Origin of the sequence: Natronobacterium gregoryi SP2 (assembly GCF_000230715.2) — an archaeon.
GTDB lineage: Archaea > Halobacteriota > Halobacteria > Halobacteriales > Natrialbaceae > Natronobacterium > Natronobacterium gregoryi.
This window is the reverse complement of the sequence record NC_019792.1, coordinates 971,709-994,857: the sequence shown is the minus strand read 5'-3', so window position 1 is coordinate 994,857 and position 23,149 is coordinate 971,709. Positions and strand designations below refer to the sequence as shown.

General features: G+C 62.7%; 24 protein-coding genes. 11 read left to right on the top strand and 13 right to left on the bottom strand.

Features of this window, described 5'->3' with window-relative positions:
* Positions 1-152: 152 nt before the first annotated feature.
* Positions 153-860, bottom strand: coding sequence for a 5-formyltetrahydrofolate cyclo-ligase (locus NATGR_RS04865; protein ID WP_005581677.1), 708 nt, complete (start codon positions 858-860; stop codon positions 153-155).
* An 86-nt stretch (positions 861-946) separates the two neighbouring features.
* Complete coding sequence (locus tag NATGR_RS04860; RefSeq protein WP_015233342.1) at positions 947-1,504, bottom strand: MogA/MoaB family molybdenum cofactor biosynthesis protein; 558 nt, start codon at positions 1,502-1,504, stop codon at positions 947-949.
* Positions 1,505-1,605: 101 nt separating this feature from the next.
* On the opposite strand from NATGR_RS04860, the gene NATGR_RS04855 reads away from it, so the two are divergent.
* Together NATGR_RS04855 and NATGR_RS04850 are read left to right on the top strand one after the other, a co-directional pair.
* Positions 1,606-2,646 carry a zinc-binding dehydrogenase gene (locus NATGR_RS04855; protein WP_005581679.1) on the top strand — a complete coding sequence of 347 codons (1,041 nt, stop codon included), beginning with the start codon at positions 1,606-1,608 and terminating at the stop codon, positions 2,644-2,646.
* Positions 2,647-3,052: 406 nt separating this feature from the next.
* Positions 3,053-3,352 carry a hypothetical protein gene (locus tag NATGR_RS04850; RefSeq protein WP_005581680.1) on the top strand — a complete coding sequence of 100 codons (300 nt, stop codon included), beginning with the start codon at positions 3,053-3,055 and terminating at the stop codon, positions 3,350-3,352.
* Positions 3,353-3,356: 4 nt separating this feature from the next.
* On the opposite strand, the gene NATGR_RS04845 is transcribed toward NATGR_RS04850, so the two are convergent.
* Together NATGR_RS04845 and NATGR_RS04840 are read right to left on the bottom strand one after the other, a co-directional pair.
* Positions 3,357-3,665 (bottom strand): DUF7853 family protein, encoded by a 309-nt coding sequence (locus NATGR_RS04845; protein ID WP_074929747.1) that lies wholly within the window; start codon positions 3,663-3,665, stop codon positions 3,357-3,359.
* A gap of 140 nt (positions 3,666-3,805) precedes the next feature.
* On the bottom strand, positions 3,806-4,366 hold the full coding sequence (locus NATGR_RS04840) for an NUDIX hydrolase (RefSeq protein WP_005581682.1): 561 nt from the start codon (positions 4,364-4,366) through the stop codon (positions 3,806-3,808).
* 244 nt (positions 4,367-4,610) lie between these two features.
* Here NATGR_RS04840 and NATGR_RS04835 point away from each other — a divergent pair, with 244 nt between their 5' ends.
* On the top strand, positions 4,611-5,717 hold the full coding sequence (locus NATGR_RS04835) for a GNAT family N-acetyltransferase (protein ID WP_005581683.1): 1,107 nt from the start codon (positions 4,611-4,613) through the stop codon (positions 5,715-5,717).
* Positions 5,718-5,925: 208 nt separating this feature from the next.
* On the opposite strand, the gene NATGR_RS04830 is transcribed toward NATGR_RS04835, so the two are convergent.
* On the bottom strand, positions 5,926-6,339 hold the full coding sequence (locus NATGR_RS04830; protein ID WP_005581684.1) for an Lrp/AsnC family transcriptional regulator: 414 nt from the start codon (positions 6,337-6,339) through the stop codon (positions 5,926-5,928).
* 102 nt (positions 6,340-6,441) lie between these two features.
* Here NATGR_RS04830 and carA point away from each other — a divergent pair, with 102 nt between their 5' ends.
* On the top strand, positions 6,442-7,518 hold the full coding sequence (carA, locus tag NATGR_RS04825) for a glutamine-hydrolyzing carbamoyl-phosphate synthase small subunit (RefSeq protein ID WP_015233341.1): 1,077 nt from the start codon (positions 6,442-6,444) through the stop codon (positions 7,516-7,518).
* A gap of 200 nt (positions 7,519-7,718) precedes the next feature.
* On the opposite strand, the gene NATGR_RS04820 is transcribed toward carA, so the two are convergent.
* Positions 7,719-8,456, bottom strand: a complete 738-nt coding sequence (locus NATGR_RS04820) for an SIMPL domain-containing protein (protein WP_005581686.1) — start codon at positions 8,454-8,456, stop codon at positions 7,719-7,721.
* 175 nt (positions 8,457-8,631) lie between these two features.
* Between NATGR_RS04820 and NATGR_RS04815 the strand changes: the two genes are divergently transcribed.
* Complete coding sequence (locus tag NATGR_RS04815) at positions 8,632-9,510, top strand: universal stress protein (protein ID WP_005581687.1); 879 nt, start codon at positions 8,632-8,634, stop codon at positions 9,508-9,510.
* A gap of 121 nt (positions 9,511-9,631) precedes the next feature.
* Positions 9,632-10,573 (top strand): cysteine synthase A, encoded by a 942-nt coding sequence (cysK, locus tag NATGR_RS04810; RefSeq protein ID WP_005581688.1) that lies wholly within the window; start codon positions 9,632-9,634, stop codon positions 10,571-10,573.
* 379 nt (positions 10,574-10,952) lie between these two features.
* On the opposite strand, the gene purH is transcribed toward cysK, so the two are convergent.
* A complete protein-coding gene (gene purH, locus NATGR_RS04805; protein WP_005581689.1) occupies positions 10,953-12,578 on the bottom strand; it encodes a bifunctional phosphoribosylaminoimidazolecarboxamide formyltransferase/IMP cyclohydrolase in 1,626 nt (541 codons plus the stop codon).
* A gap of 176 nt (positions 12,579-12,754) precedes the next feature.
* Here purH and purB point away from each other — a divergent pair, with 176 nt between their 5' ends.
* Positions 12,755-14,140, top strand: coding sequence for an adenylosuccinate lyase (gene purB, locus NATGR_RS04800; RefSeq protein ID WP_005581690.1), 1,386 nt, complete (start codon positions 12,755-12,757; stop codon positions 14,138-14,140).
* Positions 14,141-14,163: 23 nt separating this feature from the next.
* Here the strand turns inward: purB and NATGR_RS04795 are convergent, their stop codons facing one another.
* The 4 genes from NATGR_RS04795 to NATGR_RS04785 form a co-directional block, all read right to left on the bottom strand.
* Positions 14,164-14,565, bottom strand: coding sequence for a PPOX class F420-dependent oxidoreductase (locus tag NATGR_RS04795; protein WP_005581691.1), 402 nt, complete (start codon positions 14,563-14,565; stop codon positions 14,164-14,166).
* Between the two features lie 123 nt (positions 14,566-14,688).
* Entirely contained in the window at positions 14,689-15,267 is a 579-nt protein-coding gene (locus NATGR_RS04790; RefSeq protein WP_005581693.1) for a metal-dependent hydrolase, read from the bottom strand.
* A gap of 745 nt (positions 15,268-16,012) precedes the next feature.
* On the bottom strand, positions 16,013-16,162 hold the full coding sequence (locus tag NATGR_RS19845; RefSeq protein ID WP_005581695.1) for a hypothetical protein: 150 nt from the start codon (positions 16,160-16,162) through the stop codon (positions 16,013-16,015).
* A 35-nt stretch (positions 16,163-16,197) separates the two neighbouring features.
* The gene (locus NATGR_RS04785; RefSeq protein WP_005581696.1) at positions 16,198-17,277 is read right to left on the bottom strand and encodes a M20 family metallopeptidase; all 1,080 of its coding nucleotides are present in this window, start codon (positions 17,275-17,277) and stop codon (positions 16,198-16,200) included.
* Between the two features lie 165 nt (positions 17,278-17,442).
* Here NATGR_RS04785 and NATGR_RS04780 point away from each other — a divergent pair, with 165 nt between their 5' ends.
* Entirely contained in the window at positions 17,443-18,099 is a 657-nt protein-coding gene (locus NATGR_RS04780; protein WP_005581698.1) for a hypothetical protein, read from the top strand.
* Here the strand turns inward: NATGR_RS04780 and lysA are convergent, their stop codons facing one another.
* Together lysA and NATGR_RS04770 are read right to left on the bottom strand one after the other, a co-directional pair.
* Positions 18,100-19,335 (bottom strand): diaminopimelate decarboxylase, encoded by a 1,236-nt coding sequence (gene lysA, locus NATGR_RS04775; protein ID WP_005581700.1) that lies wholly within the window; start codon positions 19,333-19,335, stop codon positions 18,100-18,102.
* 284 nt (positions 19,336-19,619) lie between these two features.
* Positions 19,620-20,042: a CopG family ribbon-helix-helix protein gene (locus NATGR_RS04770; protein WP_015233339.1), complete on the bottom strand. Its 423-nt coding sequence runs from the start codon at positions 20,040-20,042 to the stop codon at positions 19,620-19,622.
* Positions 20,043-20,147: 105 nt separating this feature from the next.
* Between NATGR_RS04770 and NATGR_RS04765 the strand changes: the two genes are divergently transcribed.
* Genes NATGR_RS04765 through NATGR_RS04755 form a run of 3 tightly spaced genes read left to right on the top strand, consistent with a single transcriptional unit; the run spans position 20,148 to position 23,149 of the window.
* A complete protein-coding gene (locus NATGR_RS04765; RefSeq protein ID WP_005581705.1) occupies positions 20,148-21,233 on the top strand; it encodes an ABC transporter substrate-binding protein in 1,086 nt (361 codons plus the stop codon).
* A gap of 6 nt (positions 21,234-21,239) precedes the next feature.
* Entirely contained in the window at positions 21,240-22,337 is a 1,098-nt protein-coding gene (locus NATGR_RS04760; protein WP_005581707.1) for a FecCD family ABC transporter permease, read from the top strand.
* On the top strand, positions 22,334-23,149 hold the full coding sequence (locus NATGR_RS04755; RefSeq protein WP_005581708.1) for an ABC transporter ATP-binding protein: 816 nt from the start codon (positions 22,334-22,336) through the stop codon (positions 23,147-23,149). Before NATGR_RS04760 ends, NATGR_RS04755 begins: the two co-directional genes overlap by 4 nt.

Genomic DNA, 23,149 nt, shown 5'->3' with positions numbered 1-23,149 from the left:
CGTGACTTCCAGCAATCCCACCACAGCACCCTTCCCCCCACCATTGCCACACCGTTCGAACGTGGGCTACTGCACCGGCCTACGTCGTTTTGCGGTTCTGGCGCTCGGGGCGTTACCCAATACGCCTCGATCAACCCCTTGCTTTCTGGACGCTACTCGTCGAGTCGCTGCAATACCGGCATCTCCTCGAGTCGTTCGTCTTCGAGTCGTTTCCAGTCGATGCCGGATGGCTGCTCGCCACCAGCAGGCCGACGGGCCGCTTCGGGCGTCACGATCAGGTCCATCGAGACGTCGTGAGCGGCGGCCGTGGCCTCGTCGTCGGGACCTACCAGTTGCCGCTCGTGTATCGTCGTCGCGACCGTCGTCTCGTCGTCGACCAGTGCCAGTTCGCGCAGTATCGCGTACTCGAGGTCGCTGTACCCCTCGCCTTTCCCGACACGGTCACCGTCTTCGGTGACGGCGACGCTGCCGGAGACGATCAGGTCGATCGACTCGACATCTGCTGGGGCGACCCGTGTTCCGTATTCGTCAGACCCCGAGACGGTCGTCGCCGCGTCGTAATCCTCGAGTTCGTCGGGATCGAGTCGCAGGAAACACTGTTCGTCGGCGAGTCGTGGGACGGCCATGTAGACCGTTTTCCCCGCACGCAGTGCTGCCCTGCGGACGGGAAGTTGTGGGGCATCGGGGTTCGCCTTGATCGTCGCCGCGCCGATCCACTCGGGCTGATCGGTGAGCCGAGCCGCCGCCTCGCTTGCCCCCGCGAAGTTCGGGATGCGACCGTGGGGCGGGAACGGAAAGCGTGCAATTCCACGTTCCTCGAGGTCGTTCCAGATTCGTTCGCGCAGTGCTTGCTTGTCCATGCGTCGTCGGTACTCGCGGCTCCGCTATACGGATTGCTGTCCCGGGTTTTCGTGTAACTCTCGGACGTGTCGCGTCTTTCACGTGGCTACGAACTGTCGCTTGCGTCGTCTGTCCCATCTTCTTCTGGTCCGTACGCGAGAGTGACGAGGTGTCTGGCCTCCGGAAGAATGAGCTCTTCGGCACCGAGTCGGGCTCCGGCGGCAGTACCCGGGAGACAGAAGATCGGTTTCCCGTCGGCGACGCCAGCGAGGGTTCGGACCGCGACGGCGCGGGTACCGACCTCCTCGTAGGCGAGTGCGGTGTACAGTTCGCCGAACGCGGTCAGTTCCTTGTCGAGCAGCGGTTCGACCGCCTCGATAGCGACGTCGTCCGGTTCGACGCTTGCCGAGCCAGCAGTGATCACGATGTCGACGTCGTCCCGTTCGATGACTCGTACCACGATCGACTGAACGCCGTCGTGTTCGGGACTGACGTGTTCTCGCGTTGCAACGTCGTGGCCGGACGCCTCAAGTGCAGAGACGATCGCTTCGCCAGCCTCGTCGGTTGCAAGCGTTCGATCCGCAGCGATCGTGACGACGGCGATGCCGAGCGCCCCTCCGTCATTGGCCGGCGTTGTCGTCGGCCCCAAGGCCGTTTCGTTCATACGTCCGAATCGACGACCCAGCAGTAAAACGGTGGCTTCCGGTTTCGGATCGCGGAGAGACCGTCCCATTTTATACACGTCGTTTCCATCGAACCCGCTGTATGCAAGCGGTCAAAATCGTCGAGCATGGCGATACGGACGTCATCGAATACGGCGACTATCCCGACCCTGCCGTCGGACGCGACGAGGTGCTGGTTGACGTGAAAGCCGCTGCGCTCAACCACCTCGACGTGTGGGTTCGCCGTGGGCTGCCGACGCTCGACCTGGAGCTGCCACACGTTCCAGGCAGCGACGCGGCCGGTGTCGTCGTCGAAACCGGCAAAGACGTCACTCGATTTGCCGAAGGCGACCGTGTCGCCGTCTCGGCGGGAGTCAACTGCGGCGAGTGTGAGTTCTGTCGGGACGGCGACCCGACCCTCTGTGTGAACTTCCACTTACTCGGCGAACACGTCCCCGGCGTCCACGCCGAGTACGCCGCAGTGCCCGCGGACAACCTGATCGCTGTCCCCGACAGGGTCGACTGGTCGGTCGCCGGCTCAAGTTGCCTGGTCTTTCAGACCGCTTGGCGGATGCTGATCGACCGAGCGGAGCTCGAACCTGGCGAGAAGATCCTGGTACTGGGTGCAAGCGGCGGTGTCGGCCACGCAGCCGTCCAGATCGCAGACTATGTCGGCGCAGAAGTATACGCCACCGGAAGCACGAGACGGAAACTCGAGTACGCCCGCGAGCACGGAGCTGACTACGTCTGCAACTACGAGACGGAGAACTTCGTGGAGTGGGTCCGCTCGGAAACTGACGGTCGCGGCGTCGACGTCGTCGTCGACTACATCGCTGGAGGTACTTGGCGTGACTCGATCAAGAGCCTGGCCAAGAACGGTCGACTCGTCACCTGCGGCGGGACGGCGGGCCCGAACCCCGAAACGGACATTCCACGTATCTTCTGGAACCAACTGCAGATCATCGGCTCGACGATGGGGACGCCGGGCCAGGTCGACGACGTGATGGAACTGGTCTGGGACGGCACGTTCGAGCCGTCGATCCGTGCAGAACTCCCGATGAGCCAGACCGCCCGCGCCCACGAAATCGTCGAAGGGCGGAAGGGCTTTGGCAAGGTCGTCGTCCGCCCGGACAGCGAGCTTTGATACGGTTTGCTGTCAGTCAGTGCCGGCGCAACCGCGAGCTCTCCTGCGGTCGCGCCGGGATATCGGGACAGCATTCCGTCTGAGCTAGTACTGTCCCAACCGTCGACTGCTGAGTGAACCCAGACGACCGCATTCGGTTTCACTCATCCGTTCAGGCTTGCCAAAGCACTAGTACTGTCCCAAGCGTGGACCGACTAGTTGAGAGTTGGCCCAAACCGATCACGATTCTCGATCAGGAGTAAATCGCACTAGTCAGAGTAGACTTGGGACGCTGCTAGTGCGGAAACCCTGCACTGCTGGGCCGAAGCCGATCGTGTGGACCGGTTCGACCGTTGGCCGACGGGGAAAACGGTACTAGCTGACCGGAACCGTGAGGGCTTTGACGGGTCGACCGAAACGTTTGCCCGTGACCTCGAGCGACGACGGCTACGTCCACGATCCATCGGAGTTCGACGACGACGGCGACCGTCGCGAGGACGACGAGGAGTGGGTCGACGAGCCAGACCACTCCGAGCCCGTCGACCGGGAGTTCGACTGGCGGGGCTGGGTACTCGTCGCCGTGATGGGGCTCGCGTTTATCGTCTCGCCAGCGATGATTCTCCTAGTTCCGCCGGGTCTCGAGTACCGATTCGCGCTGATCGTCTTGCCGCTGTTCCCAGCGGCTCTGCTGGCGATAACGGCAGTCTGGGCGACGACGCGCCCATAAGCGGTCAGTCGAGTGCCGCTTCGAGTTGTTCGACGACCGTCGAGCCGTGTTCGACGTCCTGCTTCGATGCGTCGGATTCGTCGAGATAGTCGGTCAGTTGCTCGTGGAGCTGCCGCCCCTCCGGTCCTGTTAGCACGTCCGATTCCTCGTTCTCCTCGATCGTCTCGAGTACCTCGAGCACCCAGGAGGGCGGTGATTCGTCTTCGTCGACGGCGTCGTCGATGCACTCCGTCAGGACGTGGTGGACGACCCATCGCTCTTCTCTCGAGAGCGTCAGTTCGAACGTCTCGGCTTCCGGTGGTGGGGAACTCATGTCGTCGTGTGGACCGATGATCTGGTCCTTACCCGTTGCTACGAACGTCGGTGTCATAAAGATTGTTGCGTGTTACCGGTTCTCAATCAAACAGGGGATGGAACTTACCCGCCGTCGGTTGGACTCGAGCAGTCCAGTCGCTACTCGCCGTCGCGACGCATCGCGACCTCGAACCAGGGACAGAGACGGAGTTGGCGATACCACGCCGGATTTGCAGAGAGTCGTTCGTACGGAACCCACAGTAGACCGGCAACTTCCTCTTCGTCGGGGTCGAGAGTTCGATCGGACAACGTTAGTTTCAGCACCGCACACACCTCGTGTTCGACGCCTGCGTTCTCGAAGTAGCGTTTGTACTCGAACCGATCGGTCAGGCGAAGGTCGTCGTACTGGCCGGGCGTGATCCCGAGTTCCTCCTCGAGTCGCTGTCGGGTCGCCTCTTTCTGGCTCTGGCCCTGAACGGGGTGGGAAGCGACCGTCCCGTCCCAGTAAGTACCCCAAAGACGCTTCTCGGGGGCGCGTTGTGCCAGCAGAACGTTATCGTCCTCGTCGAAGACCAGCGACGTGAACGCACGGTGGCGGACCCCGTTGCCAGTGTGAGCCTCGAGTCGGTTGACGAGTCCGTGTTCGTTGTCGTCGGCGTCGACCGCGATCACGTCCTGTCTGGCGTTTTCGTGTTCCAGGTTATCTTGCTGCGTACTCATATCTGCACAATCGGGGAGGTGCCTGAAACCAGTATCGTCTCCATCCAATTCGGTCCTCGTCGTACGGGACTATTCGGCGCCTGTTATCCGGTCAGGGGCGGCAAAATCGACCGTAACGGTGGTCTATCGTCGACGGGTGACGCCCGAAGATCAGGAGTTACTGGGCCAATACAGGAACTGGTTACGCAGATAGGTTCTCGTACGAGAAAATAACTAACGGCCGGTACGGACGAGTTACCGGCCGATGAGCCAGCAACTGACGCGGGGTGGTAAATCGGACCGGCCGGGTGCGGACGACATCGACCCCGTTCGAGTCGAGTCGGATGGCGAGTCGGGACTCACGGCGACCGTCTTCGATTCTATCCACGGGGTCGAGCCGGATCGGTGGAACGGAGTGGTCGATGGGTCGGAGCTCGGGACTGTCTTCCATCGCTACGAGTGGCTCGCGGCGATCGAGACCGGGATCGGTTACCCGGCCCGTCACGTCGTCGTCGAGAAGGACTCGAATCCGATCGGGCTCTTCCCGAATTTCGTCGTCGAGGTGCCGAAGACGCCGTTCAACCGCATGACATCGGTCTATCCGGGATTCGGCGGTCCACTGTTGACGACAGATGTCTCCGAGTCGCTTTCGCGCGTACTCGACCTCGTTCCCGACCTCTGTTCGGGGCGGACCGTCGTCCACGAGATCAGGGCCTGTAACACGAACTTCCTCCGGTACGACGAGTACCTGTCCTCGAGCGGCTACGACTCCGATCGGGTCGAGGGGCGATTCCTCCTGAACCTGGAGAAAGGATACGACGCACTTTTTGCGGAGATGGACAGTTCGAAGCGCCGGGCGATCCGGCGCGGGCGCGAGACCGACCACGAGATCGTCGAGGAGGAACTGACGCGATCGAATATGCGGCGGTTCTACGAGAAGTACTGCCAGCACATGGAAGATGTCGACGGGACGATCTACCCGTTCGACTTCTTCGAGCAACTGACGGCGATGGACGACCGGGTCCTACTCCTGACGCTTCGTCTCGAGGGGGAGTACGCCGGCGGCTTTCTCGAACTGCTCGACGACGAACAGTCGTCCGTTCACGGCTTTTTCTCCGGATTGCCCGCCGAATACTTCGAGTATCACGCCTCCGAACTGCTCTACGACTACCTGTTCCAGTGGGCCATCGAGAACGGCTACGAGACTTACGACTTCGGCGGTGCTGGAGCGAACTTCGAGGACGGTGCCTTTCGGTTCAAAGAGGAGTTCGGCGGCGACTTGGTTCCGAACGTCTACTGGGAGCGACCAACCAGTCCAGCCTGGCGGCTGATCGACATCGGCCGGTCGCTGTACGGTCGATACGGCAAGTGACGCTTCGTGCCGTCGACACTAGTGGCGGGCCAAGCCTGAACTGATGGGTCGAATCTGGCGGTGTGGCTCGATTCGACCCGTCAGTCGACGGTTGGGACGGTACTAGTACTGTCCCAAGTGTGGACCGACTAGTTGAGAGTTGGCCCAAACCGATCACGATTCTCGATCAGGAGTAGAGTGCACTAGTCAGAGTAGACTTGGGACGCTACTAGCCGAGTTGTTCGTCGAGTATGAGCCGCGTCTTCGTGTTCACGACCTCGTCTTGGTCGCGAGCTTTCGTGATGAGGTCGTTGACCCCGCGCGTGTCGGCGGCGTCGACGATGAGAACGATGTCCTGTTCGCCCGAGACCGTCCAGACGAGGTCGACCTCCTCCCAGTCGGCCATTCGCTCGGTGACGTTTTTCGTGTCGACGTCGACCGCGACGCTGATCTCGAGCATTGCTTTGACGTTGCCGGTCCGGGTCGAGATCGTGAACCGTTCGATGATCTCGTCGTCCATCATTCGTTCGACACGATTACGAACGGTTCCCTCGCTTGTACCGATCTCGTCGGCGATCTCCGTGTAGGGCGTCCGGGCGTCTCGCCGGAGAATATCGAGTATCTGTCGATCGAGTTCGTCCATGGAGGGGTGAAGATACGTTGTACGACCACTTACCAATTGCGAAATTCGCAACTTAGCTTCGAAGACAACGCTTATACTCGTAGAATAAATACGTAGTTCGTAATGACGACAGCATACGTCGCGCTGGAGGGTGACCACGTGATCGAGGGGCGTGGTCGTGCTCCAGGGACTGCCCGTGGCGAACTGGTTTTCACGACGGCCTACACCGGCTACGAAGAGAGTCTCACGGACCCGTCGTACGAAGAGCAGGTACTCACCTTCTCGTATCCGCTGATCGGCAACTACGGCGTCCGCGAAGAACGGTTCGAAGACGACCACGTCCACCCCCGTGCAGTCCTCGCGAAAGAACTGACCGACGACGTCGCCGCGTGGCTCGCCGACGAGGCCGTCCCCGCGGTCGACCGACTCGACACCCGTGAAATCGTCACCGAGATTCGTGACGGCGGCGCGATGAAATGTGGTATCGCCGTCGGCGATGACGCCACCGAAGACGACGCCCTCGAGCAACTCGAACGGTGCAAGCCGATGAGCGACCACACTGAAATCGGCACACAGGTCAGCGTCGACGATCCGAGCGTCCGCGGCGCGGACAACGACCGCGAGACCGTCGCACTGATCGACTGCGGTGCGAAGGACTCGATCGTCGACTCGCTGGTCGCCCGCGACGCACAGGTACACGTCCTCCCCTACGACGCAACCGTCGACACCGTCACTGACGTCGATCCCGACGTGCTGTTCGTCTCGAACGGTCCCGGCGACCCCGCAAACTACGAGCAGGCAGTCGCGCTCGTCCGGGAGTTCGTCGACGACATCCCCGTCGCCGGTATCTGCCTCGGTCAGCAGATCGTCGCCCGTGCGCTGGGCGGCACCACCGAGAAGATGGACTTTGGCCACCGCGGCGTCAACCAGCCCGTCCTCGACGTAGACTCCGGCCAGGTCGTCATGACCACCCAGAACCACGGCTACACCGTCGCCGACCCCGGCGACCACCTCGAGGTCACCCAGATCAACGTCAACGACGACACGCCCGAGGGCCTCGACGGGATCGACCACGACGTCATCACCCGCCAGTACCACCCCGAAGCCAACCCCGGCCCCGAGGACACCCTCGAGTTCTTCGACGACGTCCTCGCGATGGCCGGAGACCGAAGTCAGCGAGCAGTTCCCGCCGACGACTGATACGGTTTTCCGTCGTTATTTTCGGTGTCACCGCTTCGGGGGCAGAGTGTGGGTGTCCCGGGACGTCGGGACAGCAATCAGTCTGCGGCGGTCGTCCAAGTTGATCGCACGGCTGTGACCGCCTCTGTCCCGGAAACACCGGCCAGCAGCCAATCTAGGCAGTCGCCCACCCTGTCGCCCGTCTCGATTTCACACCGCAATCAGCTATCGGTGAACCCGTATGTCACGGTCACCGACGCCGAGACACTCACCGGATCGGCGTCGATTTCCGTACTTGGACTGTCGTCGTCGGCTTCCATCGCCACTTCGTAGTTCGTCCTGTGACTGACCGTGTGAACCCGGACGTCGCTCGTACTCACCGACTTCGTCCCCGTTATCGTCACGCCGCGGTTGGACGCGACGTGTCCGGCCTCTTCGTCCGCGTTCTCGAGGGCCTCGTCGATCGCATCTTTCCGGAGTTCCTCGCGTGTTTCTTCACGTACCGTGAAGTTGACGCGACCGACATCGTCGGCACCGGCCGCGACCGTGGTGTCGATGACCTCGCCGACCTGGTCGATGTCGTCGACGGTTACCTCGAAGGAGTGTGACCCTCGGATTTCCTCGACCTCGCCCTCCCGTCCCGAAACCGGTCTGACTCGATACTGCCCTTCTTCGACGTTTTCATCGGGAATCCCCAGTTCGTCGAAGGTCTCGCGCAACTGCTCGGCACCGGCAGCCAGTTCGTCCGTCACCTCGTCGGCCGACGCGCCGCTCGCTTCGACGCCGACGTCGACCGTCGCCTCCTCGGGCTCGGCCTCTACCTCGCCGCTCGTGGCGACGGTGATCTCGTCGTCGCTTCCAGTTGCAGCCCGCTCGTCGTCAGTCATACTCCCGGTACAGCCGGCAAGCACCGCAGCAGCGCCGACACCCGACGCCGCAAGGAACTGTCGTCGATCCATACCCGGTCGTTCGGACGGTGCGTACAAATCGTCTCTCCAAGGTGAAACACCCATTTGAGTGACCCAGAAGTTGGCACACAGTCGTGGAACGACCCGACCGTCACGTCGAAAACAAAATCCATCCGGGCACGCGGCCGTGGACGGTTTACGCGTCCCCGTCGAGTCGTGAAACGAGATGTCGACCGAGAGACTCCTCGTCCCCATAGCCAACCCGGAGACCGCCGACAGGTTGCTCGACACTGCCGCCGACCTCGCCCGCGACCGCGACCTCGAGATTCTGGTCGTCACGGTCGTCACCGTCCCGATGCAGTTGACGCTCGAACAGGCCAGTGACGAACTCGAGATCGACGACCACGAGGCCGTCCTCGAGTACGCACTCGAGCGAGCAGGCGAACGCGACGTGTCGGCGGCGGGTCGAGTTCGCTTCGGGCGGAGCGTCGCGGACGGCATCCTCGAGATTGCCGGGGACGAGGACGAACAGATCGAGGCGATCTTGCTGGGCTGGCGCGGCCGTCCCAGGCGGCGTGACGTCGTTCTCGGGAGTTCCATCGACGAGATACTCGCAGACGCACCGTGTGACGTGCTCGTCGAACGGATCGATCGCGAATCCGCTGGCGGGATCGATTCGATTCTCGTCCCCGTCGCAGGCGGACCGAACACCGACCTGGCTGCGCGGATCGCCGGGTCGCTCGCCCGCGCCCACGACGCCCGCGTCGAACTCGTCACCGTCGTCTCCGACCGCGACGAGGAAAGCGTCGCCGACGCCCGCGAGCTGCTCACTCGGACCTCGAGAGAACTGGGAGCCGTCACGTCGATCGAGCAGACAGTTCTCGACGGAGCGGTCGAAGAGACGATCCTCGAGCGAACCGGCGATCACGACGTGACGGTCGTCGGTGCGGCCGAGAGCGGACCGGTACAGCGCGTCCTCGTCGGTCAGATTCCCGAAACGATCGGTCGTGAGGCCGACAGTGGGGTGATGATGGCGAAACGTCACCAAGACGTCTCCGAGACGCTGTGGCGGCAGGTACGCGATCGGCTTCGACGACTCCGCTGACGACGGCGATCGCTGTTAGCAACTGGTCTCGGGGTGGGACGACCCTGGCCGACGGTGACCGAAGACGTGACCTGTATTCTCTATGGAAGTCGATTTATTATTATCGCACGAACTGTCGCCGATGACGAACACCGACGAGAGCGAGCCGTCGTCGACCGTCGTAGAAGCCGTCGACGAACTGATCGGCGAGACGCCGTTGTTGCGCCTGGACGCGTTCGCCGACAACCTGTACGGCAAGGTCGAAGCGGCGAATCCCTACTCCATCAAAGATCGCATCGCACGCGAGATGATCGACGCCGCCGAGCGAAGCGGTGACCTAGAGCCGGGTGGTCTCGTCGTCGAGTCGACGAGTGGCAACACGGGAATCGGGCTGGCAGCGGTCAGTGCAGCGCGTGGCTACGACTGTGTGTTGACGATGCCGGAGTCGATGTCCGAGGAACGTCGAAGCCTGCTGCGTGCACTCGGCGCGGAACTCGAACTCACACCGGCCGAGGACGGCATGTCGGGCGCGAACCAGCGCGCCGAAGAGATCGCAGCCGAACGCGAGAACGCAGTGCTCGCGAGACAGTTCGAGAACGAGGCAAACCCCACTGCCCACCGCAAGACTACCGGACCGGAGATCTGGCGTGCGACCGACGGGGGCGTCGACGCGCTCGTCGCTGGCGTCGGCACCGGCGGGACGATCACCGGCGTCAGCGAGTACGTGAAAGAGCGGCAGGGCAAGGAGTCGTTCACCGCAGTCGCCGTCGAACCCGCCGAATCGCCGACGCTCTCCGAGCAGTGTTCCGACGGTCACGACATCCAGGGGATCGGTCCCGGGTTCGTCCCCGACGTGCTCCGGACCGACCTGATCGACGAGGTCCGCGCGGTCGAGGCCTCGAGTGCCAAGGAAGCGAGCCGGAAACTGGGGCGGACCGAAGGGGTGCTCGTCGGCATCTCGTCCGGTGCCGCGCTCGCGGCAGCCGCCGACTACGCGAACGAGCATCCCGAGGAGACGACCGTCGTCGTCCTCCCCGACACCGGCGAGCGATACCTCTCGACGGATCTCTTCGACCTCGAGTAGGCCGTGAGAGCCCGTCTGCAGCTATAGTGGCGGGCCAAGCCTGCACTGCGGGATCGAATCTGGCGGTGTGGCTCGATTCGACCCGCCAGTCGACGGTTGGGACGGTACGAATGCTTTGGCAAGCCTGAACGGATGTGAAACCGAATGCGGTCGTCTGGGTTCACTCAGCAGTCGACGCTTGGCGGAGTACTAGTACTGTCCCAAGTGTGGACCGACTAGTTACGAGTTGGCCCAAACCGATCACGATTCTCGATCAGAAGTGGAGTGCACTAGTCAGAGTAGAGTTGGGACGCTACTAGTGGCGGGCCAAGCCTGAACTGATGGGTCGAATCTGGCGGTGTCGCTCGATTCGACCCGTCAGTCGACGGTTGGGACGGTACTAGTCGTGCCGGAAACTCCGCTGTCCCGTAAACGCCATCGCCATCCCGTGTTCGTCTGCAGCCTCGATCACGTCGTCGTCGTTGACCGAACCGCCGGGCTGTATTACGGCTTCGATGCCGGCCGCCGCGGCTTCCTCGATACCGTCCGGGAACGGGAAGAAGGCGTCCGAGGCCATGACCGCACCCTCGGCATCTTTCTCTTCGGCGTGTTCGTCGGCTTTCATCGCCGCCAGTCGGACTGCGTCGACGCGGGAGACCTGTCCCATCCCGATGCCGACCGTCTCCGTACCGTCGGCGAAGAGAATGCCGTTCGACTTGACGTGTTTCAGTGTCTGCCAGGCGAAGACCATCGACTCGAGTTCCTCCTCGGTCGGCTCGCGTTCGGTGACGACCTCGAGGTCGTCGACCGAGATCGACTGCAGGTCCCGTTCCTGGACGAGGCGGCCGCCGACGAGCGGTTTCTCGGTGAATCGATCGGCCGGCTCGCCGTCCAGTTCCCCCACGTCGAGTACACGCAGGTTGTCCTTCTCGCAGAGCACTTCGAGGGCGTCGTCGGTGTAGCTGGGGGCGACGACGATCTCTTTGAACGAGTCGATGATCTGTTCGGCTGTCTCGGCATCGCACTCACGGTTTAGCGCGACGATGCCGCCGAAGGCGCTCTGTGGGTCCGTCGAGAGAGCCTTCTCGTAGGCCTCGGCGAGCGAATCGGCCGTGGCACAGCCCGCCGGATTCGTGTGCTTGATGACCGCCGCGGCGGGGTCGTCGAACTCCGTGATCAGGTTGAGTGCGCCGTCGGCATCGTTGTAGTTGTTGTACGAGAGGTCCTTCGCGCCCTCGTTCAACTGGTCGGCGTGGACGACACTTGCCTCGTCGCAGGTGTAGTCGGCGTATACCGCGGCGTCCTGGTGTGGGTTCTCGCCGTAGCGAAGGGTATCGACGCGATCGCTCGAGACGACGCGCCGGGCGGGAAGGCCGTCTTCGTCGGTTCGGTCGACGGGCAGGTCGACCTCGCCTGCCTCGAGATCCACCTCGACTGCGTCCTCGGCGAACCACTTCACGGCTCGCGGGTACGCGCGGAACTCCCCCTCGTAGAGCACGCGTTCTTTCAGCGACGCCGCGTCGTCGCCCTCGTAGACCGGAATCGGCTCCTGGGTGACGACCGGACCCGCGTCGATTTCGCTCTCGATCACGCCACCGTCCTCGTCGGTCGCGTCTGTCACGATGTGGACGGTACAGCCGGTCACGGAGACGTCTGCCTCGAGTGCGTCGCCCCAGGCGTCCGTGCCGGGGAACGCGGGCAACAGCGACGGGTGGACGTTCAGCGTCGTCGGCTGGGCCTCGAGGAATGTGTCCGAGAGAATTTGCATGTAGCCGTCGAGACAGACCAGATCGTACTCGTAGTCGGCGAGTGCGTCGTTGACAGCTGTCTCGTGTTCTTGTCGGCTCAACTCCTCGGCGAGCGGGACGACTTCGGTCGGAATGTCTCGCTCGGCGGCGGCTTCGAGTACCGGCGCGTCTTCGTCGGTCGTCAGGACGACGGCGACCTCGGCCCCACCAGGTCGTCTGTCGGCGATGTTCAACAGGTTACGCCCTCGGTTGCCGGCCATCCCGGCGATTCGCGTCATGGGCGTATGCCCAGCCGCGATAGGCATAGCCGTTGCGGTCTCGAGCAGCCAGATAAGCAAATCTGTGCATAATTATCTCGTAATTTCGGGTTCCTTCCCAGCGGATATACATAGTCGTGTGTTCGCCCCAGCGTCGTTTCGATATCCTTTTGCACCGTGCTGGAAAGACTCGCACGATGACCGACACCGACGCCCTGTACGCCGTCTCGCCGCTCGACGGCCGATATGGCAGCCGAACTGCACCGCTGTCACCGTACGCCAGCGAGGCCGCGCTCATGCGTGCTCGCGTTCGCGTCGAAGTCGAGTACCTGCTCGCACTTGCCGACTGCAAGGCGACGCCACTCGAGATCGGTTCGAACGAACGCGACCAGTTGCGAGGGCTCTACCGACACTTCGCCGAGGAGGACGCACGCCTGATCAAGAAACTCGAGACCGAAGGCCACGCCGGTTTCGAGGCGACGAACCACGACGTGAAGGCCGTGGAGTATTTCGTCCGTCACCGACTTCCAGATGACAGCGACGCCTCGGCGTGGATTCACTTCGGGTTAACCAGCGAGGATGTCAACAATCTCGCCCACCGGCTGCTGGTCCAGGATGCCGTCTCCGAAGTCTTGCTCCCCGAACTGTACGAGCTTCGAAACGCGCTGGCGGAGATGGCACGCGAACACCGCGACCTCCCGATGCTCGCCCGCACCCACGGCCAGCCCGCGACGCCGACCACCTTCGGCAAGGAGATGGCCGTCTACGCCTCGCGGCTCGCCCGTTCGACTGGCCGAATCCACGCCGCCGTCGACAACCTCCGTGGCAAACTCGGCGGTGCGTCTGGCACCTACGCCGCTCACGAGGCGGCCTACCCCGACGTCGACTGGCAGGTCTTCGCCGAGGAGTTCGTCACGGGACTGGGCCTCGAGTTCGAACCGCTCACCACGCAGGTCAACCCGTGTGACGACCTCGCGGCGCTATTCGACGCGATTCGGGGTGCCAACGACGCCCTGCTGGACCTGGATCTGGACATGTGGCTGTACGTCTCCGATCGCTACCTCGGACAGCAGGCCGTCGAGGGCGAGACTGGCTCGTCGACGATGCCTCACAAGGTCAATCCGATCGACTTCGAGAACAGCGAAGGCAACCTCTCGAAGGCCAATTCGGACCTCACGTTCCTCGCCGACTACATCACCAGTTCCCGACTCCAGCGAGACCTCTCGGACTCGACGGTCAAGCGCAACGTCGGTGCTGCCTTCGCCCACTGTCTGATCGGCTACACGAAGACCGCTGCGGGCCTCGAGAAAGTCGTCCCCAACGAGACGGTCATGCGCGAGGACCTCGAGTCGACCCCCGAGATCGTCGGCGAAGCCGTTCAGACGATCCTCCGGCGCGAGGGCCAGGAAGACGCCTACGAGCAGGTCAAGGACCTCACCCGCGGCAAAGACGTCACCCTCGAGGACTTCCGCGAGCTGTTCGACGACCTCGACGTCGACGAATCGGTCCGCGAGGAGCTACGAGAGCTAACGCCGGCCGGCTACACCGGCGTCGCCGACGACCTGGTCGACGACCTCGAGTAGACTCTCTTGTCGAACGCGCCCGACTACCCTCCCATTGCTCGTACCTGATCGGGTTCGATCGAAATGATGACTCGTTCGGTCTCGATCGGGCTCGGATACTCCTCTTCACCCATGTACCGCTGGGTCAGTTCGTCGATGTGCTCGCGTGCGTTTTCCGTCGTGATCTCGTCGACTTCTCCCGTTACCGAGAGCAGTCGGTAGGGGTCGTCGGGATCTGTCATACTCACCCCAACCCGCGGGTCGTTCCGGACGTTTTTCTCCTTGCGCCGGTCGCGTTCGGTGTTGACGAGAATGCGGTCCGCGTCGGCGTCGTAGTCGACCCACACCGGCGTGACGTGAGGCGAGCCGTCGGGCAGCAGGGTGGAGACGTGCGCGAACGTCTTCTTCTCGAACAGGTCCTGGAAGTCGTCGGGAATCGAAGCCATACACGACGTGGACCGTCGTGCTACAAATTCGCTCACCCTCACATTACAGTTCGAGAGACCGAACTCGATTACTGTTCTGGCATCTCTCCGGAAATCGCCGCCGACCTCGATGGGGCGGACAAATCACGCACGAGAACCCTGGCTGTTCCCTCGTCCGTCGCGCCGAACGTACTCGAGTCCGGGGCGACCGTCGGCGTACCACAGCGCGAGGGCGAGTCCGAACAGGACGAACTCGAGGGCGAGAAACGTCGTCGGATCAGTAAACGGCGTGACGACGGTTTCGACGAGTTCCGGCGGTTCGAACATACGTTCGCTGTAGCCGAAGGTCCCGTGAGACACGATCGGCCACAGCAGGAACTCGGTCCCGAACGGATACCCCAGCAAGAACCGCGGCGGGATATCGGCAAGCAGGTGCGACAGGTGAGCGACGACGAACGCGGTCGCCGTCTCGACGCGCTCGAGGAGGACGGCGACGGCGTAGACGACCACGATCACGCCGACGGCGAACAAAAGCGAGTGCCCCAGATCGCGGCCGGTCGGGAAGACTCCGAGGAGCCAGAGCGGTTTGTCGATCAGGTCGGCGAGTTGCGAGCCGGCGACGACGGCGAGGACGGGTGCCGGTCGCGGCGGTCGGCGGAAGCGGCCTCGAGCGTACAGCGAGTACAGCAGATAGGCGACGGCGAGATGGCCCCAGGGATACATCGGGGCGGGCTACACCGACCGTTCGGTAAGCGGTTGTGTCGGTTTACACGGAGTGAAAACGTTGACTCGAGGGAACTCGATGAGTCGAATAATAGTGGTTAGCAATACAATACATAGTTTTGCTTTGCTTCCCTCGAGTGGTTGAGAGGTGAGATTTGCTGAATATAAGGCGCGAATGTGGCACTGGGTGAAGAAGAGATTCGACACCATAGCCTTCAACAGATAGTGTATAAGTGACTCTACTGTGTATTGTACAATAAGATGATCGAGAAGGTAAAGACCGTTGTATTTCGACAACCAGAAGGCCGGTACAGTGGCGCGTTTTTGCTCGCGTTTTCGCTTGTTCTGTTATCGGTCGAATTATATCAGCAAACCCGGTACGGATATGGAATTACTCCACCACTCATACTTGGAATTTCATTTGGCATTTTTGGGGTTGCAGAGTTACTCCCCAGGGATCAACGACGCTTGGCAGGTGGCACTCGCATAACGGCTGTCTTGATCGCCATCTCCTTCATTGTACTCTCATAATCAATATACTGAACAGTTGAGTAGAACGATCAAAGGTTTTGGCTTGAAACAACCGAACCCGTCATGCTACACTAATGCTCTGAGTATTGCACGTCGAGTTCAACGTGTCTGTGTTCCGGCACGCAGGAAAATATCTACGCAAATCACTATATCATAGGTGTCGGACAGCAGTCACCGACGGTGTCGATCGTCGCCCGCTCGAGCGGCGTCGAACTCACTCGTCCTCGAGTGCTGCGTATATCTCGGAGTGACGACGACCGTCGAGTTTTCCCATCTTGAGGGCTATTTCGTGACGTTCCTCGTCGGTTTCGGCCGACTGGAACCACTCGTACAGTCGGCGGACTTCGTCGTCGATTTCGGCCACGGTTCCAGCATCCGCTCACAACGCAATAATCGTTTCTACACAACCAACTCGAGCAGCGTCGCCTCGAGTACGTTCGCCGCTTCCTCCACCTCGGAGAGTCGTACGTACTCCCGTTGGGCGTGTGCGACGCCCCCCTCGTCGTCGGCCAACACGCCGGGCCCGAAGACCACCGTCGGCGCGTCGTCGGCGAAGAAACCAGCCTCGGTCGCCGCGCCGAATGGACGGACGTCGCCGCCGCTTGCCTCCTCGAGCGTCTGTACGAGTTCGGCGTCCTCGTCGGTCACGAACGCCTTCGGGAACGGCGTGTCGGGGCGAATGAGGTCGACTGACACCTCGAGGTGCGAGCCGTCGGAAACCCGCTTCTCGAGGTACGCCTCGAGGTCCGCACGGAACGAGTCGGCCGTCTCCGGCGGGACGCTTCGGCGATCGAACGTGACCTGGCACGATTCGGGAATGCGGTTCGGAGCCTCGCCGCCCTCGAGGACGGTCGGCGTCAGTTTCGGCTCGCCGAGCACGTCGTCCTCGCCGGGTCCTGCCTCGTCGTCGTAGCTACGGAGCGACTCGAGGACGCGCTCGAGACCGAAGACGGGGTTTCGTTCGGCGGGAACGCTCGCGGCGTGGCCGCTCTCGCCCTCGATGGTGATCGTTCCCTCGCACTGGCCTCGAGCGGCGATACAGACGTCGAGGTCGGTGGGCTCGCCGACGATATAGCCGTCCGCGGAGAGCTTGTCCTGCAGTCCTGCCGCGCCGGTCATCAGCGTCCCCTCGTCGGGCGTGATCGCAAGCGTCAGTGTTCCGGCCGTGGGATCGACCCGAAGAAACGCCGCGAGCAACGCGGCGAGCGGCCCCTTCGCGTCGCAGGCGCCGCGTCCGCGAACGATGTTGCCGTCGCGCTCGTAGGTGACGTGCGGCGCAACGGTGTCGATGTGGGTGTTCAAGACGAGGTGGGGTTCGCCGCTTCCCTTGCTCGCGAGAACGTTCCCCAGGTCGTCGACCTCGGGCTCGAGGCCGGCACCCTCGAGCGTCCCAACCAGCAGTTCGCGCATCTCGCCGACATCCTCGTGGGAGGGGGTCGATACGGCATCGGCGTGGAAAGCAGCAATATCGAAGCTCATTGTGGGTTTTCGTCGATCTCGTCGACGAATCGTGGCTACCCGTCGTTCCCATTGGCGGGTGATAAGCACAGCCTTTCGTTCGATAGTGCGGCTCTGCCGTCTTCCTGTCCGGTCCGGTATCTGTCGAACGAACGTTATTTCCTGTTGTGCTTTCAATCGTGTGTCATGCCCTCCGACAGACGAACGGTTCTCGCAATCTGCGGGACGGGCGCAGCAACGGCGCTCGCTGGGTGTGCCGACGCTCGTGCGTCGACTAGAGACGTCGTCTCTCCACACGACCCGATCGAGGCGTCGCTGAATACCAAACGGGTGTTCGGCGTCCGGAACGACCACGCTCGTGAACGACGGGGAGGATGTCATGAACTGTTCAACGCACACCCGTTCGCGGACGAGGACCGTCCGCTCGAGGAGAACGACGCGCCGGCAGTCTTCCCGCAGCGTATCGAACCCGAAACGTATCCGGGAATTCCTGACGGAGCACACGTCGCACCGATGGTCCCCGACGAAGTCGTCGTCTATCCTGCGTACGAGGATACGCTCGAGGACGAGGCCGCGTATTCGATTCCCGAGCCACCGCTCCCCGTCGAATCACTCGTGACCGATCGACTGCGGGAGTCGTTCGACGAGTTCATCTTCGACGGTCGGATAACGGTCGCCGAGCGCGACGACGCCGACTCGGTAAACGAAGGAACGGAGACGGGCTACAGATTGAGCCGGGATACCGTCGACACCCTCCGTATCGGTGATCGGTTCCGGTTTCGGCCCTCCTACAGCGAACCGGGATACGTTGGCGACGTTCTCGAACGGTGGACGGAGTACTGATTACTTCTCGAGTCGCGTCACGTCCTCGAGCGTCTCGCGCCGTCGCACGACGCGGGCCTCGCCGTCCTCGAGTGCGATTTCGGCGGGACGGGGCTGGGAGTGGAACTGGTTGGCCAGTTCGTAGCCGTACGACCCTGCATTCCCGATGGCGAGCACGTCGCCGCGTTCGAGTTCGGCGATCGGCCGGTCGTGAGCGAAGACGTCCGCACTGGTACAGACGGGGCCGCCGACGGTCGCCTCGATCGGCTCGCGGTCGGGCGCGGAGACGTTCAGCATCGGGTGGTAGGAGCCGAACATCGCAGGCCGGATCAGCGTCGAGAGGCTGGCGTCGACGCCGACGACGGTGGTGTCGGGGGCTTCCTTGATCGTGTTGACCTCCGTCAGGATCAGCCCCGCGTCGGCGACGATATAGCGGCCGGGCTCGAGTTTGAGCTGTGCCTCGAGCTCGCCCACCGCGTCGCGGACCATGTCCGAGGTCTTCTCGAGGTCCAGCGGCGGTTCGTCCTCGCGGTAGGGAACGCCGTAGCCGCCGCCGACGTCGACGAACTCGAGGTCGTCGTCGCCGACTCGGCGGGCCATCTCGCCGACGCGTTCGATCGCCTCGCAGTGGTCCTCGAGGTCGTCGGTCAGGACGCCGCTGCCGGCGTGGGCGTGAATGCCGACCAGGTCGAACTCCTCGCGGACGCGGTCGGCGACCTCGGGGACGCGCTCGTAGGGAATCCCGAACTTCGCGTCCGCGCCGGTCGCGACCTTCTCGTGGTGGCCGGTCCCGATGCCGGGGTTGATGCGGATGGCGATCCGGCCGTCGTAGCCCCGGTCGGCGAGGCGCTCGAGGGTGTCGACCGCGCCGATCGTGATCGTCAGGCCTGGATTCTCGGCCCCGAGCTCGGCGGCGTAGTCGAGGTCCCGATCCGGCGGGTTCACCGCGGTGTACTGCAGCTCGTTGGGGTCCGCACCCGCGTCGATCGACCGTTGCAGTTCGCCCCAGGCTGCACACTCGATCGTGCCGTCAACCTCGAGAACGGCCTCGAGGACGGCCGTGCCCGTGTGGGCTTTGGCTGCGTACATGACGTCCGCGTCGGGAAACGCCGACGAGAAGCGCACGTAGTTCTCCTTCACGCGATCGCGGTCCATCACGTACAGCGGCGTCTCGTACTCGGCAGCGAGCGACTCGAGTCGAGGGAGGTCCCAGTCGGTGAGTCGGCGAACGGGTGGCGATGCCGTGACGTCGGTCATTACACGCTGTAAGTAACCGCGAGAAGTCAAGGGTTTGGATTCCCGTAGTGAACTCCTGTATCGGGTCTCCAGCAGTTTTCGGCGTCGGGCATCGGTTCCAGTCGGTGCGTTTGGTGTCCGGGTTCGTCCGCCACCCCATCTATCGGAGTCGGCACGACCGCGAGCCTCCGTGGACTCGTCGAGGTGGTGACCACAACCGTCTCATCCGGACTGCTGTTTCGCTGTCCCGGCGCGACTGCAGGCGGGCTCGCGGGCCCGCCACAACTGATTGACAGCAAACCGTCTCAGTCAGTGGCCGAGTCGCCGATGACGAAGGTAACGCGCTGGACGCCAGGGACCGATCGCAAACGGTTCGCGAGTTCGCGGATCGCGTCGCCTGGCCCGTCGACTGCGATCGTCTCCATACACCGGTCGTGGCTGAGATGAATGTGTTGCAACGAGAGGATGATGTCTGCCTGCTCGTGTTGGACAGTCTGTAACTCACCGGCTACGTCGCTGTCGTGGTCGTGTTCGTGGACGACGACGATCGTCCCGTGGTAACGACCTTCGGGATCTGCCTCCCACTCACAGGCTGCAAAGAATTCGCGCAGTCCGTCCCTGACCGCACCGGATCGGCTATCGTACTCCCACTCCTCGACGATTTCGTCGAGACGGGCGACCATCGCTGGCGGCAGCGTGAGGCTGATCCGGTCCAGTTCGTCGCTCATACAGTCAGTTCGTGCGAAGTCCACATCAGTCTTCAGTTTCGTGCCAACTCCCAGTATTACTGAATCGTCGAAAAGTATTACTGAAGATGGCGGAGTGCACCCTACATGGACCGCCGAGACGTACTGGGAGCGCTGGGAACGGGAGCTGTCGTCGGGATCACCGGCTGTCTTGGCTCCGCCACGATCGACGACGGGAGAGACGTGACGGATCTTGTCGGTCGAACGGTGACGGTGCCAACCGACGTCGATCGGCTCGTCGCACTCGAGGCAGGGTGTCTTCGACTGGTCGCCCAGTTGGACGCGACAGACCTGATCGTCGGCGTCGAAGACGACGAAACGGGGTGGTTACAGGAAGTCCCGTACAACGCCGCCAATCCCGAACTGGCGACCAAACCGGTAATCGGCGGGAGAGGTGGCGACCCAGAAGGAATCATCGACGCAGCACCCGACCTCGTTCTCTCGACCGGAAGCGCCGAGGAACTCGAGACGCTCGAGCGACGGACCGGACTTCCCGTCTTCGGACTCACGACCGGGCAGTTTCTCGACCTGGGCGAACCGACGCTCGAGGAGATCTGGGAAGCTGCCGGCGACGTCCTCGGCAAAGAAGAGCGGGCGAACGAACTGAGTACGTTCGTCGAAGACACAGTCGCGGATCTCCGGGACAGAACTGCGACGGCCGATACCGACGACGCACCGAGCGCCTACGTCACGGGAGTCAGTTTCCAGGGTGGACACGGACTCGAGGCAACGCGACCGTTGTTTGCCCCGTTCGACTTCCTTGGTGACGTGAAAAACGTCGCCAGTGACGTCGGGTTCGACGGCTACCCTCACGTCACGATCAGTCCGGAACAACTCCTCGCGTGGGACCCGGATGTCATCTTCGTCGATCGTGGAAACGCGGACCTGATCGAAGCCGACCTCACGGAGACAGCTTACCAGGAGCTGACTGCCGTCGAGAGCGGGGAGCTCTATGGCATGCTTCCGAACGCTCACTACGGGTTGAACCACTCCACTATCGTCGCCAACGCCTACGTCGTTGGGTCGGTGCTGTACCCCGAAGCGTTCGACGATGTCGAGATCGACCAGCGAGCCGACGAGATTTACGACACGATGCTCGGCGAACCCATGTACGACGACCTCACGTCGACCTACGGCGATGTCGGTCGGATGGGCCTCACATCGAACGCGTGACCGAGCATGGAACGAGACAGTTCCGGTCGACGAGACGATGCGGTTACTGGTACCGTTCGCTCGACGTACGAGCAGTTCGTCGGGCGAAAGCTACTGTTTACAGTCGTCTGTGGCGTCTTGCTGGTGGTTACGTTCCTCGCGTCGCTCGCCATTGGACCGGTTCGACTTCCGCTCACAGACGTTCTCGCGGGACTGCTGGGTAACGCAGACGCGACGACGCAGACGATCGTGTGGAACGTCCGACTGCCACAGGCACTCGCGGCGATCGTCGCCGGTGGCGGACTGGCGGTCGCGGGAACCGCGATGCAAAACGTACTGCGGAACCCACTCGGCTCACCGTTTACCCTTGGCATCTCTCAGGCTGCAGCGTTTGGTGCTGCATTCGCCATCGTCTTTCTCGGGGTCGGCGGAACGACAGGCGGGAGCGACGCGTCGATCGTCGTCGACAATCCGTACCTGGTGACGTTCTCGGCGTTCGTCTGGTCGCTCGTTTCGACCGGCGTCATCCTGGCACTCGTCAAGTACGCCCGAGCGTCACCGGAGACGCTGATCCTTTCGGGCGTCGCCCTCGGTTCCATGTTTACCGCGTCGCTGTCGCTCGTTCAGTACTTCGCTCAAGACGTAGAGGTGGCCGCGATCGTCTACTGGACGTTCGGTGACGTCGGCCGGGCGACCTGGAGTGATCTGGCGGTGATGGTTCTCGCGACGGCTGCCGGCACCGCGTACTTCGTGTACAACGGCTGGAGCTACACGGCGTTGAACGCCGGCGACGAAACCGCGACGAGTCTCGGCGTGAACGTCGAACAACTCCGGATTCGGGGCATGATCGTCGCGTCACTGGTAACCGCGTTCGTCATCTCGTTCGTCGGCATCATCGGCTTCGTCGGACTGGTCGTCCCCCACATCGTCCGAAAGGTGATCGGCGGCGACGAACGATTCTTGCTACCCGCGTCCGTTCTGGCCGGGGGCGTGTTGTTGCTCGCGTCCGATACCGTCGCCCGAACTATCATCGCCCCCGTCGTATTGCCAGTCGGTATCCTGACGTCGTTTCTGGGTGCACCGCTGTTTCTCTACCTCGTCATCGCACGGAGGGATTACTGGTGAGACTCGACGTGTGTGACGTCGAGTTCGCTTACGACAGCGATCCAGTGCTCGACGGCGTCGACCTCGAACTCGAGCGGGGTCAGTTACTCGGGATCGTCGGCCCGAACGGGTCCGGGAAGAGCACCCTGTTGCGCTGTCTCAATCGGATCATCGAACCCGACAGTGGAGCGGTGCTCGTCGACGGAGAGAACGTCGACGAACTGAGCCGTGAGGGAATCGCCCGCCGGATGGGATACGTTCCCCAGCAGGAAGACGCCACGTTCCCGTCGACGGTGTTCGATACGATCCTGATGGGACGCAAACCCCACGTCCAGTGGCGGCCGACCGACGACGATCGAGCGACCGTCACGGACGTGATCGAGCGACTCGACCTCGAGCCGTTCGCGTTGCGATCCCTCGACGAGCTAAGCGGTGGCCAGCAACAGAAGGTGTTGATCGGTCGGGCGCTCGTCCAGGAGGCGACGGTGCTGTTGCTCGACGAACCGACGAGCAACTTAGACGTCAGACACCAACTCGAGGTCCTCGACGTCGTCCGAGAGGAGATCGACGACGGCATGGCTGCAGTCGTGGCGATACACGACCTGAACCTGGCGACCCGCTACTGCGATCGACTGGCGATGTTACACGACGATCGAATCGTCGCAGCCGGCGGCCCAGAGATCCTGACGCCGGAGACGATCCGAGACGTCTACGGGGTCGACGCCACAGTTACCAGCCACGACGGGCGTCGGATTGTGATCCCCGAACGCCCACTCTCGAGAAGCGAAGACGACGGTCGGGGAGCCGAGTCCGAACGACGAGACGGCAGGTAG

Coding starts and splice junctions, on each gene's coding strand:
- NATGR_RS04780 (WP_005581698.1), top strand. CDS start 17,443: ATGCCCTCCGACAGACGAACGGTTCTCGCAATCTGCGGGACGGGCGCA.
- purH (WP_005581689.1), bottom strand. CDS start 12,578: ATGACGCGAATCGCCGGGATGGCCGGCAACCGAGGGCGTAACCTGTTG.
- NATGR_RS04765 (WP_005581705.1), top strand. CDS start 20,148: ATGGACCGCCGAGACGTACTGGGAGCGCTGGGAACGGGAGCTGTCGTC.
- NATGR_RS04770 (WP_015233339.1), bottom strand. CDS start 20,042: ATGAGCGACGAACTGGACCGGATCAGCCTCACGCTGCCGCCAGCGATG.
- NATGR_RS04785 (WP_005581696.1), bottom strand. CDS start 17,277: ATGAGCTTCGATATTGCTGCTTTCCACGCCGATGCCGTATCGACCCCC.
- purB (WP_005581690.1), top strand. CDS start 12,755: ATGACCGACACCGACGCCCTGTACGCCGTCTCGCCGCTCGACGGCCGA.
- NATGR_RS04790 (WP_005581693.1), bottom strand. CDS start 15,267: ATGTATCCCTGGGGCCATCTCGCCGTCGCCTATCTGCTGTACTCGCTG.
- cysK (WP_005581688.1), top strand. CDS start 9,632: ATGACGAACACCGACGAGAGCGAGCCGTCGTCGACCGTCGTAGAAGCC.
- NATGR_RS04860 (WP_015233342.1), bottom strand. CDS start 1,504: ATGAACGAAACGGCCTTGGGGCCGACGACAACGCCGGCCAATGACGGA.
- NATGR_RS04760 (WP_005581707.1), top strand. CDS start 21,240: ATGGAACGAGACAGTTCCGGTCGACGAGACGATGCGGTTACTGGTACC.
- NATGR_RS04865 (WP_005581677.1), bottom strand. CDS start 860: ATGGACAAGCAAGCACTGCGCGAACGAATCTGGAACGACCTCGAGGAA.
- NATGR_RS04830 (WP_005581684.1), bottom strand. CDS start 6,339: ATGGACGAACTCGATCGACAGATACTCGATATTCTCCGGCGAGACGCC.
- NATGR_RS04835 (WP_005581683.1), top strand. CDS start 4,611: ATGAGCCAGCAACTGACGCGGGGTGGTAAATCGGACCGGCCGGGTGCG.
- lysA (WP_005581700.1), bottom strand. CDS start 19,335: ATGACCGACGTCACGGCATCGCCACCCGTTCGCCGACTCACCGACTGG.
- NATGR_RS04815 (WP_005581687.1), top strand. CDS start 8,632: ATGTCGACCGAGAGACTCCTCGTCCCCATAGCCAACCCGGAGACCGCC.
- NATGR_RS04840 (WP_005581682.1), bottom strand. CDS start 4,366: ATGAGTACGCAGCAAGATAACCTGGAACACGAAAACGCCAGACAGGAC.
- carA (WP_015233341.1), top strand. CDS start 6,442: ATGACGACAGCATACGTCGCGCTGGAGGGTGACCACGTGATCGAGGGG.
- NATGR_RS04820 (WP_005581686.1), bottom strand. CDS start 8,456: ATGGATCGACGACAGTTCCTTGCGGCGTCGGGTGTCGGCGCTGCTGCG.
- NATGR_RS04795 (WP_005581691.1), bottom strand. CDS start 14,565: ATGGCTTCGATTCCCGACGACTTCCAGGACCTGTTCGAGAAGAAGACG.
- NATGR_RS04845 (WP_074929747.1), bottom strand. CDS start 3,665: ATGAGTTCCCCACCACCGGAAGCCGAGACGTTCGAACTGACGCTCTCG.
- NATGR_RS04855 (WP_005581679.1), top strand. CDS start 1,606: ATGCAAGCGGTCAAAATCGTCGAGCATGGCGATACGGACGTCATCGAA.